This is a genomic window from Pseudoscardovia suis (genome assembly GCF_002797875.1).
Classification (GTDB): Bacteria; Actinomycetota; Actinomycetes; order Actinomycetales; family Bifidobacteriaceae; genus Pseudoscardovia; species Pseudoscardovia suis.
Genome location: NZ_PGFC01000003.1, coordinates 189,018 through 205,293, shown reverse-complemented (window position 1 = coordinate 205,293; position 16,276 = coordinate 189,018). Strand labels below are relative to the sequence as shown.

Sequence of the window (16,276 nt, the reverse complement as noted above, 5' to 3'; positions counted from 1 at the left end):
GCGGACAGGGCAGCGCCGTTAGTCCCAATCGAGGCCGAGGTCGATTGCCTTGACGGAATGTGTGAGTGCGCCTACGGAAATGATGTCAACGCCGGTGCATGCCACATCGGGGATGCGTTCCAGCGTCATGTTCCCGGAAGCTTCCACTCGCGCGCGTCCAGCGATGAGCTCTACTCCTCGCTGAGTGTCTTCCAATGAGAAGTTGTCGAGCATGATGGTGTCGGCGCCGCCCTGCAAGGCCAGCGGAATCTGCGCGAGGGAGTCCACTTCCACTTCGATGGTCGTCGTATGGCTGATCTTGCTGCGAATGGCCCGTAACGCAGCAGGCATGTCAAGACCGGCTTCCTTCATGGCGGCAAGGTGGTTGTCCTTGACCATCACCGCGTCCGACAGTCCGAACCGATGGTTGTGCCCGCCTCCGCATAATACGGCGTATTTTTCGAATTGACGCAGTCCGGGAAGCGTCTTACGGGTATCGACGATCCAAGGTTCCTTGGTGCCGTGCTTCGTGCACGCCTCATGGGCGGCATCGACGAAGCGCTGTGTTTGAGTCGCAATGCCACTCATGTGCTGAGTGAAGTTCAACGCCACTCTTTCCGCGGTGAGGATTCCCCTCACAGGGCCAGCCACGGTCGCCAGGCATTCACCGGTAGAAAACCGATATCCGTCATCATGCGCTTTGGAGATGGTGATGCGATTGTCCTGCAAGGTGAACGCCGCGGCGAACACTTCGATTCCGCTCAACACTCCGGGTTCGCGTGCCACAAGGCGCGCCGAGCCCATCGCATCGGCGGGAATGGTGGATTCCACAGTGATGTCTCCGGTCGGGCAGTCTTCTGCGAGAGCCTGCTCGACCGACCGATTGATTTCATGCATGGTGAGCATGGAACGCCTCTTTCCGTATGCTGTACTCCGTGTGCTGTATTAGGTTTTCCATCGGGTTTTGTTATTGGATTCCGCTGGCCATAGGCGCCGGTTTGGGAAACCGTTTAGGCCGCATGGCGGGTTACTCGAGCACCCATGCGAGTGATTTCTGCTGCTGTGGATCGCGGTCCGGGAAGTCCGTGCGAGCATGGGCGCCGCGTGATTCCTCGCGGGCGAGCGCTGCCGTAGCGGCGGCCAAAGCGACAGTGCACATCGCGACGGTCTTGTAGCCGGCGCGAAGAACAGCAGGGGCAGGAGTGTGCTGGGCAGGGTTGGAGTCGTCGTTTGCAAGCTGCCTGAGGCTATCGTGAAGGTGCTTGAGGTCGCTGATTGCGTTTTCCAAGGATTCTGCCGTGCGGAGCACGCCTACGTTCTTCCACATTGTCGTGCGGATTCCCTTTTGAATTTCTTCAAGGGTCGCCTCGGTGCTGTGCGCTCCGATAGCCTGCACATCTATGGAAGAGAGATCAACGCCAAGGGTTTTGCCTAGATTGCGCACGTCATCATCCTGTGTCGAAGCGCCGTCGGCAGGGTCGAGCGGCCGAGGATCCCAGATTTTCCCATCCGGATCCGTCACGGCGGCGATGCCTGCGCGATGGCCGAAAACCAAACCTTCGAGCAAGGAGTTCGACGCAAGGCGGTTCGCACCCTGCACACCGGTACGCGCGCATTCTCCCACGGCATACAGCTTCGGCACGGATGTACGGCCATACAGGTCCGTGCGAACTCCACCCATGTAGTAGTGCGCCGCGGGTGTCACTGGAATCGGCTGCGTGCTCCAATCGATGCCGTTATCTTTGAGATACGCGTTGATGCTGGGGAATCGCTTGGCGAGGAATTCCGCCAGTGGCATGTCTGGATGATGCTCGGCGATAGGACGCACGTCCAAGAAGACGGGACGTCCATCCTGATGCATCATCTGACGGAAATTCTCACGCGCGACGATGTCACGAGGGGCCAGCTCCGCCCGCTCATCCACATGAGGCATGTAGCGCTCGCCTTTTTCGTTGATCAAATGCGCTCCCTCGCCGCGAACGGCTTCGGAAATGAGGAAGTTGTCTTTGAGGGCAAGCGCTGTGGGGTGGAATTGGTAGAACTCCAAGTCGGCGACCTCCGCTCCCATCTGCAGGGCGAGCGCGACTCCGCTTGCATATGCGCCAGCGGGGTTCGTCGTATACGGATAGAGCTGGCCGGCGCCTCCTGTCGCGAGGATGATTCGCTTGGCTCGGACGGTCTGCATGCCTGATGGCGTGAGCGTGATGATGCTCGGATCCTCATGTGAGAAATCGAGCTCGGTGACGAATGCATCGGATTGGACGATCCTGGGGTTGGCCTGCACCATATGCGAGATGTCTGTCTCGACCACTCGACCGGTGGCATCGCCCCCTGCGTGCAGGATGCGTTTGCGGCTGTGCGCGCCTTCAAGGCCACGCACAAGGTTGCCTTGTGCATCCCGGTCGAAATGGACCCCGGCTTCAATCAGTTCGTTGACCCGATCTTTGCCTTCTGCTGTCAATACGCTCACTGCCACGGGATCGCACAAGCCGGCACCTGCGATGAGGGTGTCGCGGGTGTGGAGTTCCGGACTGTCGTCATCGAACACCGCAGCCGCGATGCCTCCCTGCGCATGGTAGGTGTTGGAACCTTCCACCGAGCCGATGAGCAGAACTTTCTGGCTGTTGCCGTGTGCCTCTCCGGTGCTGTCGGCATCGTCCAAGGCTTTTGCAGCGGCAAGCGCGGCAGAAATCCCGGCTATGCCTGCCCCGATGACTGCCACTGGATAACATGCCGAGGTGTCGGCGGTATTTGCGGTTGTGAAGCCATCGCTGGTCGGCGTGGTGTTCCGCCTGGCGTCGCTGCGTGCGTTGTCGGACGAAATCGATGGCTGTGCATTCGCGTTCATTGGATCTTCTTTCCTTACGATTCCATAAGACCTTGCGATTGCATAAGGCTGCGTGATGTCCATTTGTGTCACACGGACATCTGGCGATGACTCACGGATGGACTTCGAGCATGCGCTCCAAGGCGATCTTCGCTTCCGAAGCCGTCTGGGGGTCTACGGTGATCTTGTTGACGACCTTGCCGTTGACGAGGTTTTCGAGCGCCCATGCAAGGTATGCAGGGTGGATGCGGTACATCGTGGAGCAGGGGCAGACCACAGGATCCAGGCAGAACACCGTTTTGTCTGGATGCTGGGCGGCGAGACGGTTCACGAGATTGATCTCCGTGCCAACTGCGATGGCGCTGCCGGCAGGTGCATTTTCGATTTCCTTGACGATGTAAGCCGTCGATCCTGTGCCATCCGCTGCATTGACGACATCCATGGAGCATTCGGGGTGCACAATCACTTTGCAGCCGGGGAACGCCTTGCGAGCGCGATCGATCTGGTCGACGGTGAAACGCTGGTGAACGGAGCAGAAGCCCTTCCACAGAATCATCTTCGCGTCGCGGTAGTCCTCGGGCGCAGCGCTGCCAGCTGGTTTGTACGGATCCCACAGGGGCATCTGGTCGAGGCTCATGCCCATTGCCAGCGCCGTGTTCCGTCCCAAATGCTGGTCAGGGAAGAACAGCACCCTCTTGCCACGGGCAAATGCCCATTCGAGCACAGGGCGTGCGTTCGAGCTCGTGCACACGATGCCGCCGTGCCTTCCGCAGAAAGCCTTGAGGGCAGCAGACGAATTCATATAGGTCACGGGGACTATTTGTTGCTTTCCGTCCGCGTCGGTGCCTTTGCCGCAAATGTCTTCGAGCTGTTCCCAAGCATCGGTTACCTGGTCGATGTTCGCCATGTCAGCCATCGAGCATCCTGCAGACATATTGGGCAGGATTACGTTCTGCCGCGGCGTGGAGAGGATGTCGGCCGTCTCCGCCATGAAGTGGACGCCGCAGAACACGATGTTGTCGGCTTCCGGGCGAGTCGCGGCGTTCTTTGAAAGCTGGAACGAGTCGCCGGTGTAGTCGGCGTGCACGATGATTTCATCGCGCTGGTAGAAGTGCCCCAGAATCAGCACCTTATTGCCAAGAGCGCGCTTTGCGTTGATGATGCGCTCTTGCAATTCGTCATCGGACGCCTGTGTGTATTCGGCGGGCAGGGGTTGCTGGCGCGGTGCGTTGTGGGGGATGAGGTCAAGCGCGGATGCGCCCGGGCCATATGACGGCTTCGTCTTGTCAAATGCCCAGGGCGCCTTCGTCAACCCTGCGTCGCAGGTCCTGGTCGCCCCGAGCTTCTCGATGATGGCGTCTACGGATGTCATGGTGATTCCTTTCGTGGATGTTATGACGTAATAGAACGAAATGGGTGTAAGAGAACGAATGTGTGATTGTGCCCGGGCGCCGTCTCGATTGGACAGGTCCCGCACACGGGCCTTGCGTCAAACGGACCGCATGGATGTGGGGCTGGCGAAAGGCCTTGGCTTGTCAGGTCGTGTGCCCCGCATTCCCATGCCTTGCCTTGCCCTGTGGCCGTCTCTGATGCGCCTGATGGGGCGACTCGTGTGCGACATACCGGTAGAGCATCGCAGGACGGTGCTTGCCGTTGGACAGCTGGGATCCCGTAGCCTCCAGCATTCCCGAAGAGAGCATCTTGCGGCGGAAGTTCGCTGGATCCAAAGATGTGCCCGTTATCGCCTCATGCACTTCGCGCAACTGGCTGAGAGTGAAGGTATCTCCGACAAGACGCGTTGCCAGGTCCGTGTATTCGACCTTGTTGCGCACTCGTGTGAGTGCGTAGTCGATGATGTCGCCGTGGTCGAATGCGAGGGAAGGCAGGTCAGTGGTGGGGAACCACCGTACGTTTTCGCCGCCGGTAAGCTGTGTGGTCTCCGTGGTGGCGATAAGCGCCCAGTATGCGATGGTCACCATTGGTAGCCCTCCATGCGACCGTGAAGGATCTCCAAAGGTGTAAAGCTGTTCGAGGTACCTTGGCCGAAGTTGCGTGGTCGATTCAAGCGCAGTGCGTGCCGCATCCTCCAGGGAAGTGCCGGATTGCAGATTGCCTCCTGGAAGCGCCCAATCGCCAAGGAAGGGCTGTTTGATGCGGCGCACGAGGGGAATCCATAATGTGGGACGGGCATCATGGTTCCCGCGGGTCGTGGCGACATCGGTGGCACCGGATTCTTCCGAGCTCGCCCTGCCTAGCGCGAGAATGACAACGGAAACGCCAATATCCGGTGGTTCAGACATGCGCTCGCTGACATTGGCTGAGACAAGCATGACTTCCTCCTTGTCGCTTCGGTTCTTTCGCCGTTCCGGCTGTGCTGTTGCATTAGAGTAGCTGTTATAGTCTGAATGACTATAAGTAGGTGTGGCGTCGTTGTGAACGCGGCAATGGGGCAATAGTCAATGTGACCATTACATGAACCGCTGCGAGGATTCCTGGCGTCATCCGTTACCTTTTCTCATCTTGTGCCCCGTCTGTTTTGGGTGATTTGGACGCACTCGTGTTTCAGACGCGTTCATGATTTGGACGCCCTCATGATTTGGATGCGTTCATGATTTCGACGCGCTCGTGTCGTGGTCTGTTTGTGCCATTTCCCATGTGCCATTGCCCTGTGCCATTGCGCTGTGCGTCATTGGTCCTACATGCCATTGCTTTGTTGCTGTCGTCTTGGGGCTATGACACAGTGCGTCCCTACACAGACAGTGCATCCCGACACGGTGTGTAGTGACGCTGCGTGGTGTGGCACCGTATGCCGTGACCTTGCATTTTCGCTTTGCATTGTCTGTGCTCCGGACACGTCTGCATCGTGTGTCTGCCGTATGCCGGAGTCACTCGTATCCAAATGGCCGGCTGAATGACCTCGTCGGTGTGCGGATATGATGGCGATGGTGTTGTGGCGCGGTCTCAGCTGATTGTTGAGAAAAGCTGTGGATTTCGCCAAGAAACGTGGAACGTAAGGAATCGTATGGGTACTGGTATCGAACGCGTGATTCTGTGGGACATTGACAAGACGCTGCTGCAATCCGACAAACGCGTCAACCTGTTCGACAATGCCTTCGAATCGTTGTTCGGGCATCCAAAGCCCCAGGGGGTGCGCATTGATAAGAGCGGGAAGGTTGACGGGCAGATTGCCCGCGAATATCTGGCGATTGAAAACAGTGACGATTTTCGCGGATACATGGATGCGCTCAATCGCATTTCTGTTGACTACTACACGGCGAATCCGCTTGCATGCGTGCCCGGGATTCCGGAGATTCTCAAGGCAACGCGTACCGTAGGTGCCGTCAATGGTTTGTACACCGGCAACACCCGTGAACGCGCTCAGGTCAAATTGACCACAGCGGGAATCGCCCCGAAGGATTACTTCGATGGGTTCGAGCGAGGTGCGGCTTTCTGCCAAGGCTATACCTCCAACAGGCTTGATGGTGTCAAGGATGTGCACGATCGATTCACGCCCGACCAGCTGCTGGTTGTCGGCGATACACAACGTGACCACGATTTGGCACTCGCCTTGGGATGCGCGTTCTGGCAAGTCGGCAGTTCCGAAATCCGGGATGACGATGAGATTTGCGTGGGCAAGTCTGATGATTTCGAGGGTGAATTCGCCCAGCGATTCCTCGCAATCTTGTGAATGCAAGCGAGGCTGTGGTGCCCCGGGGTTTTGAAGGCAGTAGCCGTGGCCTCGCTTCGAATCTCTCTTTGTCATGGTGGAGACTTGGCTGTGGTGGAGACTTGCAGAAGTATTCGGTTCTGCGAAGTCGGTGACTGGCGCTGAAAGAGCGTGCATGGCGTGGCTGGTCATTGGTCCTCCTTTCAACTTTGGGGTGCCTTTTGGCCGTTAATAGTCCTGTGTTGTTGCAGGGCATGTCGTCTTATGGATAAGTTGCGTGGATGCGTGGGCTGATTGGGAAACCTTGCCGTGGGGAATCCGATTCATGGGATGTAAGAAGCTTCTCGCTTGCGCAAACGTATGCCGCCTGTCTGCGTTGTAACGGAAATCCTCTTGCATGAGACGGGGCAGCGCGTGCCAACTGGGTCGTGAAGGCTGCACCGAGGCTGGCCGCATAGCATGTGCGTCTATGCTCGTTGCCGTGATGGCCAACCTGGCTGCATCGTATCAATCGAGTTGTGTATTTGCAAAATCGGCGAAAATACTCAGAGTTTGATAAACAAGCAAGGAAAATCAAGCCTAGGAAAACGGGGTGAATAAGAAATCTGAGAAGAATCTGTATGTGCAATTGTGTTGAAACGTATGCATTTTTTGAAAAATCGATTTGACGCATAATGATTTGCAATTGCACATAAGGGCGACTCGCCACTAATTGCTGTATTTTCAGGCGTGTCATGCAATTTTATGCCGCACATTGACCGATGTGTTACAAGAGATACGATGTATTTTGCGCAATAAGCGAGAAATCGCGGCATCGAGGTATGAGCGCGGGTTCGCTGGGCATAGGGAGTTCCGATGAATCGAGGTGCTCCTTGTCTAGGCATGTGACTCGCCTCGGTTCGTGATATTGCTTAGCGCAATGGCTCGGGCAGGAAGGAGGCAATCATGCATGTGACCCCGGCATCTCAAGGCATTAGAGCGGCAAAAGGCATTGGAGTGGCAAAGGGCATTGGCGCGGCAAAACGGAATGCGCAAACGACGATGACACCGCGTTCCATAGAACGACGCTTTCGTGCGTGGCTGGACGAGCAAGGCGTGTCGAAAAACACCGTCTCCGCCTACTGTTCGTATCTGAAGCGTTACGATCCTGCATGCTATAGGTTCGTGGGAACCGAGGTGTCCTTTGCTGACACGCGTTCCGGAATCATGAGTGTGCTTCCCTCGGATCTCTTCACCGTAACGGACATCCACGTTTTTGAGTGTGCGGTCGCAGTGCTTGACAATTCGCGGTCGTATGAAACCTTGCGTCCGCATTCAAAGAGCAACAGCTTCTCCAGCGATCACAGCCGTTTGTTTTCTGCTGTGAACAAATACTTGGAGTTTTTGCGAACCCGGCAGTCGGTCATTTCCACCCTTGACATGGAGGCGGAGCGGGAATATTTACATCAACATTATCCGCGGCTTATCCAAGTGTTGGAATCGGGCACAGTCGCACTTGGAGATGCGAGCCGGCTCGAGGTGGTGACCAAGCGCGCTTCGAAAGCGCAAGCGACTGTCGACGGGACTCATCGCAGTCCAATCGAGGAAGCCGCATGCGTGGAACTTCCCACCGCAGGGCATATGCGGCAGCTTTTCGAACGATGGCTGATTGAAGATGAAAGACTTTCGGAAACCCAGACGAAAATCTATGCTTCGTGCCTGACGAACTTCGACAGTTCCATATATCGATTCGCCGATAGCGGCAGGCTTCTATCCGACCCCTTGGCAGGATTGACATCACTGCTCCCTGATGATTTGTTCGTGATATCTAATCCCCGTCTCATGGCTGCCATCGAACGGGCTTTGAAGAAAACGACAAATTATGAAAGACTCTATCGCTCCAATGACGGAGGATCTGATTATTGGAAAGACGATCGCGGGAAAATGCATGCTGCCGCAAAGAAGTACATGATTTTCTTGGAACGCCGGGCGCAATGCATGGGCCAGGAACAGTCTGATCAGGAATGGGAGGCATTTCGAACCCGATATCTCAGTGCGCTGGCGGTGTTGAAAAACGGGTCACGAGACATCGATTCGGCAGAGACTGCGCCAAGATATGGGCATGAAGCTATTCGGACGTGACCGGCGTCCGATGATCGGTCGGCATTCGATAACTCCGGTCGTGCAATTGCCTGTGTACATCTTCGGTGTGCATCTTCGATGGATGTGAATCCTGGTTGATCTGGATACACGTCTGGGTGGGATGCATACGGAGCCAGAAAGACGTAGGAAGGTACATGGAAAATGAAGGCGCATCCGATTGCTGAATGGCACGTGGCCGAGAACGAGAACATGAGAGGACATGACATGGAATTTGCGACTGTTGGTGATGGCGGCATCGGTGATGATCGCCGTTCTGGCTTACAAGCGGATGTCGCACAGCGCGATTGCCTCCCGGCTTCGAAGTGGGATGACGATAGCGTGCACGATGGCGGCAGCGTGCATGATGGCAAAGGCTCGCGAAGTGACGGAGCCGCAGCAGAAGGCAGTGGTGCGGCGAAAGACGCCAGCGAGGGGAACGGCCATGCCCAGGGCGCTGTGCAAATCCCACAAGTCCCGGAGATGACTTTCGCCCAAGCCTGGGAATACGCGACGAAAAAACTGGATGACGAGGCTTGCGCTCCGAATGCGGATGCTGAGCGCATTTCCAGCGTCACAGTGGAGGACCTGCTAACAAACGAAGCTGCCATCGCGGCACTGTCGCAGCGTTGGTTTCAATCAAATGGCATACCTTTTGACTTCTCCATCGTGCGTGGCCTTGCCGATATCAACAGGCGGATTGCACGGATTCTGGAGTCGCGGGGAGTCCAGCTCGACCATGTTGACAGAATGCCGCACCATCTTCCATACAAAGTGGTGTTGAAAGGCATCGCTGCAATGCAAGGGCGGCGGCTTAGGGACATAGAAAAAGCGGTGAATCGCAAACCGCAGTCGGAGTATCGCCGTCGGATTATGCGTCAATACCGTATAGCGCATTATCACGGTACGTATGTCGGCATCGATTTGGAAACGACTGGAGACGATCCCCTGCGGGGCTACATCATCAACACAGGATGGGTGACTGCCCGGCTGGAGCGGGGGAGCGCCCCATATGATGAACGGTCGTATTATTCTGGATTGCCTGACTTCTATCAGGAACGTCCGATTCCTTTCGAATACGTCCATCACATCACGTGGCAGGACGTGCAGGACAAGCAGCAATTCAGGGATGACCATGATTTGCAGTCCTTGGTGCTGTCGGTTCTTACCGCCCACCCGTACATGGCTCATCATGCGATTTTCGAGCATGAATGGTTCCTGTACTGTTTGGACGGATACGCCGAGGCTTTCAAAAACGGCGAAGTCCTGCCCATCGACACTCAGGAGATTTGCAGGAAACTCGACGAGGATGTCAATGACATTCCACTGAATCAGCGGCCGGCGGCACTGGAGAACTGGGCGAAACGACGCGGAACCTTGAAGGACGACGAGAAAGAAAAGCATCTGGGGGAGGCTGATGCGAAACTGATGATGCGCACGGTGCTCGCGGAATTGGAACGACATGGGCTCGTCGATGACGCAGATGGCACGGTTCGCGCAGATAACACAGTTCGCGCAAATGGCACGGTCCGCACGGTTGGCACTGTTGGCACGGCAGGAGCAGATGACACAGATGACACTGTTGGCGCAGATAACGCAGATGGCGCGGACAGCGCGTCAGGTGCAGAAGATGCGTCGTCCGTAGAAGGTCCCATCGGTGTTTTGGGCAATGCCTGACGGTGGGGAAACAACGCACAGGGAAGGAGCAGCGGCATGATGGCCAGGATTCCTGAACAATATCGCAATCAGCGGGTGGGATTGGAAGGGTACCGTGTGCTCAACCTTGACCTCGACGGTGTATGTGCCAACTACCGAGCGGCCATCGCCGAATATGTCGTTCGCACGAGAGGGGCGAATCCTTATGAGCTGGGCACCAATGACGACTATCATTTCTACACGGCTCCAGGGTGGCCTATTGCGAATGTTGAGGATTATCTCGCTGTTCACCGTGCCGCCGAGGAGGACCATCTTTACGCGACGATGCCGGTGATCCCCGGTGCACCTCAGGCTTTGCGGGATCTTTCCGACGCCCATGTGCACATTCGAATCGTGACTCATCGTCTATTTGTCAACGGACAGCACCGGTTCGTTGTGTCAGATACTGCCAAATGGCTGGATGACAACAAGATACCTTACATGTCGCTGTGCTTCACGGGGCTGAAAGATTCAATCGGGGCGACGATACACATCGACGACGCGCCACACAACATCGAGGTCCTGCGCGATGCCGGACAGCATGTGGTCGTTTTCGACCAGCCATACAATCGGAATCTGGAAGGGCCGCGTTTGCTTGGCTGGGGCGGGGATGCCGTGGAGAAGTTGTTGCAATGGTTCGATCAATGGCCTCAGGTGTCTGAGACCGCGGGTGCTGATTGTCCGTGATGGGTTGCGGTGGGCATGCCAACAGGCGTTGATCCGATGGTTCAGGCAATTAGCCACTGTGTCTGACGTAAGCCTACTGTGATTCGGGTGGCGATCCTGCTATGATTCGGGTGGCGAGCCCGCGATGATTAAGACGCAAGTCTACTTCGATTGCAGCGATGACGGATCGTACAGGGCATGTCGCGCATGTCTGTGCGACATGTTGCCGGCGTGTGACATGTTGCCGGTGTGCGAGTGGACATGAAAGCAGTGATACTGGCAAAGAGACTGTACACTGCATGAGTGGGATGATGCACCGCTGGGTGATGCATCATGCTAGGTGGCGCAGCATTGGCAGATGGAAGCATTGTGAAAGCCTGATGGCGAAACGCCTGATGGATATCTGATGGGGTACCAGATGGATACCCGATGGATACCTGATGGATGGCAGGCAGATTTTTGATAGATGGGTGGTTTGATGATGCCAGGAATGACGCGTTGTGTGAAACGTGTGTCAGTGACAAACGTGCCGGCAGTGAACATGATGGCTGTCCGCGCTGATGGATTGAACTAATTGTCAATGCTGGGTGGCCGATGTAGCCATCCGTCTGTCGGTCGGTTGATGTGCCCCTGGGGATGCTGTCAGTTGATTGCGGATGCAGGCAGCTAATCGCAATTGGGGATGGGCATCCGAACAATCGGGTATCGCCCGCGGTGACACGAAAGGTGACGATGAACGGATTTTTGATTGGTGGACTCGCGGTTGCAGTTGTGCTGTGCGCCGTCTTGCTGATTGCATGGGGAAGGTCTTCGCGAAATTCTGATTCCGCACAGACCTCCCATCAGAATGCGCCGGACAGCGTGGCGCACACAGTTTATGCCGCCTCGGAGGTGCCGCCGGAAGTCGCTTCGAAGCCCATGCCCCAAAACGCATCGAATGACGTTGCGGAGGAACAGTGGGGAAAGGTGCCGGCGTCCATCGCAAAGTCCCAGTCCGTTGAATTCCTCGCCTCAGACGATGACTCATTGCACGATGCAGAAAACCAGTGGGCTGAGACAATAGATTGGAAGATGGCTCCGGACACGACGAAGACAATCAAACCTGAGCCCGTCATCGTATACGATTCAGCGAAGATGCCAGTCAATCGTGAATCCGACTCACGTTCCGGATCGACATGGCGAGGGCAAAGGGATGATGGAAAACATACCCGATCGGGGGAGGCTGATTTGCTGAAGCCTCGCTATTATGGCTCGGCGCCTCCTGATTTGAAGTACCACACCAAGCACGGTGTGGGGCCTCGTGTGACGCGTAATGATTTGCGTGAAACCGTGAAAAATCCAGACATTCGTTATGCATCACGCAATGGCGCCAAGGTGTCCGATCGTTTTGCTTCCGGACGTTTCGGCGAAGCCGGGGAGGCGAGAACTCAGCGCATCGTGGATGAATGGGCGAAGACCCATCATGCGGTGGTCAGACATGGATATTTCGTCAACAAACAGATAAAGGATTCGGACGTCGACCATATCATCGCTTTTGAATCCGATGGGGTTCAGCATGTGTTGTTGCTGGATTCGAAGAACTACGCTCCCGGAATCTACGACAAGGATCGCAGGTTGCTGGACCGGTCACAGACATGGGAACCGTTCATCCAGAGTAATTCGATGGAGCTTGCCAGCAAACAGTTGGAAGTGACGTTGCTGGGTATGCCTTTCCGATCCAAGGTTTTGTGCTACACGGTTGTGTGGTGCAGCTCGGCGAAAGGCAAGGTCGTGCTGCGCGGTTACGAAAAAAGCGCCACGATTCCCATCAACGGCGAGGAGCTGCCCCGCTTGCTTGGAGGTTTCCCTGACGCTTCCGCTCCCAATGTGGGAGTGATTCGTGCGCTTGATTGGGCGTTCAGTCCGCGTGGCAAAGTCAAGAAGGCGTGGAGCCTGGGCATGGAGAATGCGCAGCGAGAGCAGCAGGAGAGCGCACGGCGCCGCGAGCTACAGCAAGGTGCCGGTCGTCAATCGCAAGAGGCGAACCATAGGCCAGCACAAGAGACTGGCCACCGTTCAGGCGAAAGAAAGCGGACCGCGCAGGTGGGCAATGCGGGTTCGGCCAATGGGACTGCTATGGCAGCGCCTGGTCATAAGACGCAATCTCACAAGGCTTCCGCACGGGCAGTTCCTGCCCATAAGGCAATCTCCAACGAGAAACCGTCATTGAAACATGCGGGAGCCGGTTCCTCTCAGCGCAGTAATGGCAAAAACGGCAACAAGTCGTCGCGGTCCCATGGGAAGGGGCAGGAGACTCTCTCTGCCACGCAGCAGGTTTTTGGCACGTTCAATGATGGGCTCGGTGCGATTCCGCAGTTCGCCGATGGGGCCCTCAACAATGCCGGCGATGGCGGTGTCGCAATGGATTCTCGTGAGACCCTGCGTCGCACGAAGGAATTCGAAAAGCACACTGAGCGGATGTTGCGCAAAGTGAGCGCCGATCCAACGAGTATCGATTCAACGGGCTCCGATTCACTGGGCTCCGATCCAATGACTCCAGAGCTGAACCAATGGGATCCATCCCAGACGAATCTAGACGTTGCGAATCCAGATACCGTGAATCCAGATATTCCGAATCCAAGGTTGCGTGGCGGCAAGGGCTCTGATGAGCTCTTTGATGCCGATTCGCAGAATGCCGCTGATTCGCAATAATGCCAGTGATTTGTGACGCACTGATTTGTGGCACACAGCATGTGACGCAGTGATCTGTGGCGCACTGGTCTGTGGGACACGGCATGTGACGCAGTGATCGTTGCTCTTTGACATAGTCCGCGCATCTTGTTCACCCGCATCTACATGCGTGCAATAAGCATTATCTAGAACGCTCCCGCCGAGTCATGAAACAGGGATGCCTAGCGTAGTGCCTGTTGCAGAAAACATGAAGGAATGGAGGCAGTGATGGACTGGAACACGGTTCATGACAAGGCGAAGAGCGTGATGAGCGATGCGGGATTGGCGTACGAGGATGGCAATGCCGACATCGCCTCAGGGCAGGCGGACTATGACACGCTTGCCTGGCGCCGCTTTGGCATTCTGCCCCGCATGTTCCAGGACGTAAGCTCCATAGACACCAGCGTCACCATCGGAGACCAGACGCTGCCCACGCCGCTGTTCGGATCGCCGACCGCCTACCATCGCTTGGCGAGCGCCGATGGCGAGATCACCTCGCAGAACGGCATGAGCCGCGCGGGAAGCTTCATCGTCTATCCAACGAACGCTTCCGAGCCAGTCGAACGCTTCGCCAAGGAATCGCATGGCGCTTGGTGGCAGCAGGTGTATCTTTTCGATGACCGTGCCACCACCGAGGCGTTTCTCGAACGCTCCCTCGCTCAAGGTCCCTCTGCGCTCATGCTGACGCTCGATTGCCCTGGCTACAAGCGTGATTTCGGCTTCCGTAACAGCATCGACGGCACGCATGAGGGCGAAAGCGGCAATTTCCCTTCGATGCACATGACCGATTGGACACTCAACCTCGCCACGCACATCACCGTGGACGACATCAAGCGCCTTATCGAACTGTCCGGTCTGCCCGTCTATGTCAAGGGCGTGATGCGCCCCTCCGATGCTATTGACGCAATGGAGGCTGGCGCCGCCGGCGTCATGGTGTCGAACCATGGCAGGCGTCAGGTGGATGGTGTCGTGCCGGTCGCCTATGCGTTGCCCAAGATCCGCGAGGCGCTTGGACCGGATGCCACGATTCTTGCGGATACCGGTATCCGCACGGGTGGCGACGTGTTCCGCGCCCTTGCCCTTGGCGCCAATGCCGTGGGATTGGGCCGTCCAATCCAATGGGCTGCAGCCGCAGGTGGCGAGGATGGCATCGTGGCGATAATCGATCGCATCACCGATGAGCTTGCGCATACGATGAACTCCGCGGGAGTGGCGCATGTGGAAGACATCGACCCCAGCTTCCTTGTGCCCGAGCAGGGGCCTGCAGCCATCGCAGCGCTGGGGCAGACGCTGCGCTAGATTTTGGCGCTAGGTTTTTGCACTAAGACTTGGTGCCAAAACCTAGCGCCAAGACCCTGACCGCGATGCGCTATCCGGCGCTCACAGCGGGATGGCCGGCACTCCAGGCGACGCCTTGTGAAACACGGTACCCGGCGCCGTGCGCGATGCTGCGGCATCCTGATGCTGCTCCGAGTCATTGGCAGCGGCTTCCTTCGCGGCGCTTGCATCACCTGACGTGAACCACATCGTCGTGTAGGGCATGATCGCTCTGGCGTTCGAAGAGCCAATCTGGAATGCCGCCTCGCATGTCTGGCCTGCTTCAATCGGCCCCATGCAGTGTGCGGTGTCCTGTTTGAGCACATCCCCGTTGCCTGACAGCGCGGTGAGGGCGACGTCGGCATACAGGATTGTCTCGCCAGTGTTGTTGCGCAAGGTCATCTTCCCGTTGTAATAGCCATAGATGTGGTTGTCGATTGTCACTGATTCAATCGCCAGAGATTGTGCGCTGTCCGTGTCGGTGAGCGTGTTGTTGTGCTGCACTGTCTCTCCCGTGAGATTGGAACCGGTGAACAGCACTACCTGTGGCAAGTTCGTCAAAGAAAGTCCAGACAGGCTGGGCGATGGCGTCGACGACGGCTGGATGGAAACCGCGGAGCCGGACGAACCGGTGGAGTCAGAGTTTGCAGATGCCACGCCTGTGCCTGATGCCGCACTCGCGCTGGACGTGATGCCGGGTGCCGACAGTCCCTTGGTGAACGAGACGACGCGTCCGTCTTTTGTCCATTCGCCGTTTTCGAGCACCCATGTGCGGTTGAGAATGAACGAGGGGGTGGATGCGAACAATCCGTAGGCGGTTGTGCCGATGCATGTCAGGACCGCAACAGTGCACGTCACAGCAGTGATGATGGTGATTGTGGATGGTGCCGACGGTTCTGAAGCAAGATGGCGTCGCTGCGAGTCCGTGACAATCGACCGCACCGCGCACAGGGAGCCGATTGCGATGATGAGGATCGCCACGAGACTGAGCACGCTCAGTTCCTGCAACACGCTTATCGCAAGCCCTACGAGCGCAAGAATGAAGCCTATGGTGGCTGCGATATGCGACTTGATGCCGAGAGCTTGGGACAGCGATGCGTTGTCCTCGGCGGCGTTGCGATGGTGCCGCAATGGTGCATGACTGATGATGGACATGGGCTGCGCTCCTGATTTCCGGTGCTTCTTCCCGCCATCCTACTAGCGCTGCTGTGCGCGCGGATAGCGCTGGCGAGTGTCTGCTGCGTTCCACTGGGCTGTCGTCTGTGCCTGCTTAGCGCTAGATGCCTTGCGTTTTTGGC

Annotated in this window: 11 protein-coding genes; 6 read left to right on the top strand and 5 right to left on the bottom strand. The window is 56.8% G+C overall.

Features of this window, described 5'->3' with window-relative positions; genetic code table 11:
- Positions 1-18: 18 nt before the first annotated feature.
- The 4 genes from nadC to CLV65_RS05065 all read right to left on the bottom strand — a co-directional run bounded on the left by nadC (position 19) and on the right by CLV65_RS05065 (position 5,136).
- Positions 19-885 (bottom strand): carboxylating nicotinate-nucleotide diphosphorylase, encoded by an 867-nt coding sequence (gene nadC / locus CLV65_RS05080; RefSeq protein ID WP_094690863.1) that lies wholly within the window; start codon positions 883-885, stop codon positions 19-21.
- Between the two features lie 121 nt (positions 886-1,006).
- Complete coding sequence (gene nadB, locus CLV65_RS05075; RefSeq protein ID WP_094690862.1) at positions 1,007-2,827, bottom strand: L-aspartate oxidase; 1,821 nt, start codon at positions 2,825-2,827, stop codon at positions 1,007-1,009.
- Between the two features lie 91 nt (positions 2,828-2,918).
- Complete coding sequence (gene nadA / locus CLV65_RS05070; RefSeq protein WP_094690861.1) at positions 2,919-4,178, bottom strand: quinolinate synthase NadA; 1,260 nt, start codon at positions 4,176-4,178, stop codon at positions 2,919-2,921.
- Positions 4,179-4,341: 163 nt separating this feature from the next.
- Complete coding sequence (locus tag CLV65_RS05065) at positions 4,342-5,136, bottom strand: NUDIX hydrolase (protein ID WP_094690860.1); 795 nt, start codon at positions 5,134-5,136, stop codon at positions 4,342-4,344.
- A 692-nt stretch (positions 5,137-5,828) separates the two neighbouring features.
- On the opposite strand from CLV65_RS05065, the gene CLV65_RS05060 reads away from it, so the two are divergent.
- The 6 genes from CLV65_RS05060 to CLV65_RS05035 all read left to right on the top strand — a co-directional run bounded on the left by CLV65_RS05060 (position 5,829) and on the right by CLV65_RS05035 (position 14,960).
- A complete protein-coding gene (locus tag CLV65_RS05060; protein ID WP_094690859.1) occupies positions 5,829-6,494 on the top strand; it encodes an HAD family hydrolase in 666 nt (221 codons plus the stop codon).
- Between the two features lie 924 nt (positions 6,495-7,418).
- Entirely contained in the window at positions 7,419-8,594 is a 1,176-nt protein-coding gene (locus CLV65_RS05055) for a hypothetical protein (protein WP_094690858.1), read from the top strand.
- Between the two features lie 225 nt (positions 8,595-8,819).
- On the top strand, positions 8,820-10,268 hold the full coding sequence (locus tag CLV65_RS05050; RefSeq protein ID WP_144441856.1) for a 3'-5' exonuclease: 1,449 nt from the start codon (positions 8,820-8,822) through the stop codon (positions 10,266-10,268).
- 39 nt (positions 10,269-10,307) lie between these two features.
- Complete coding sequence (locus CLV65_RS05045) at positions 10,308-10,973, top strand: 5' nucleotidase, NT5C type (protein WP_094690962.1); 666 nt, start codon at positions 10,308-10,310, stop codon at positions 10,971-10,973.
- A gap of 711 nt (positions 10,974-11,684) precedes the next feature.
- Complete coding sequence (locus CLV65_RS05040) at positions 11,685-13,643, top strand: nuclease-related domain-containing protein (protein ID WP_094690856.1); 1,959 nt, start codon at positions 11,685-11,687, stop codon at positions 13,641-13,643.
- Positions 13,644-13,889: 246 nt separating this feature from the next.
- The gene (locus CLV65_RS05035) at positions 13,890-14,960 is read left to right on the top strand and encodes an alpha-hydroxy acid oxidase (protein WP_244569117.1); all 1,071 of its coding nucleotides are present in this window, start codon (positions 13,890-13,892) and stop codon (positions 14,958-14,960) included.
- An 81-nt stretch (positions 14,961-15,041) separates the two neighbouring features.
- Here the strand turns inward: CLV65_RS05035 and CLV65_RS05030 are convergent, their stop codons facing one another.
- Positions 15,042-16,133 carry a hypothetical protein gene (locus CLV65_RS05030; RefSeq protein ID WP_094690854.1) on the bottom strand — a complete coding sequence of 364 codons (1,092 nt, stop codon included), beginning with the start codon at positions 16,131-16,133 and terminating at the stop codon, positions 15,042-15,044.
- Positions 16,134-16,276 lie beyond the last annotated feature (143 nt).

Excerpts from the sequence above, each read along its gene's own strand:
- CLV65_RS05030 (WP_094690854.1), bottom strand. The coding sequence starts at position 16,133 with ATGTCCATCATCAGTCATGCACCATTGCGGCACCATCGCAACGCCGCC.
- CLV65_RS05060 (WP_094690859.1), top strand. The coding sequence starts at position 5,829 with ATGGGTACTGGTATCGAACGCGTGATTCTGTGGGACATTGACAAGACG.
- nadA (WP_094690861.1), bottom strand. The coding sequence starts at position 4,178 with ATGACATCCGTAGACGCCATCATCGAGAAGCTCGGGGCGACCAGGACC.
- CLV65_RS05040 (WP_094690856.1), top strand. The coding sequence starts at position 11,685 with ATGAACGGATTTTTGATTGGTGGACTCGCGGTTGCAGTTGTGCTGTGC.
- CLV65_RS05045 (WP_094690962.1), top strand. The coding sequence starts at position 10,308 with ATGGCCAGGATTCCTGAACAATATCGCAATCAGCGGGTGGGATTGGAA.
- nadB (WP_094690862.1), bottom strand. The coding sequence starts at position 2,827 with ATGAACGCGAATGCACAGCCATCGATTTCGTCCGACAACGCACGCAGC.
- CLV65_RS05035 (WP_244569117.1), top strand. The coding sequence starts at position 13,890 with ATGGACTGGAACACGGTTCATGACAAGGCGAAGAGCGTGATGAGCGAT.
- CLV65_RS05065 (WP_094690860.1), bottom strand. The coding sequence starts at position 5,136 with ATGCTTGTCTCAGCCAATGTCAGCGAGCGCATGTCTGAACCACCGGAT.
- nadC (WP_094690863.1), bottom strand. The coding sequence starts at position 885 with ATGCTCACCATGCATGAAATCAATCGGTCGGTCGAGCAGGCTCTCGCA.
- CLV65_RS05050 (WP_144441856.1), top strand. The coding sequence starts at position 8,820 with ATGGAATTTGCGACTGTTGGTGATGGCGGCATCGGTGATGATCGCCGT.
- CLV65_RS05055 (WP_094690858.1), top strand. The coding sequence starts at position 7,419 with ATGCATGTGACCCCGGCATCTCAAGGCATTAGAGCGGCAAAAGGCATT.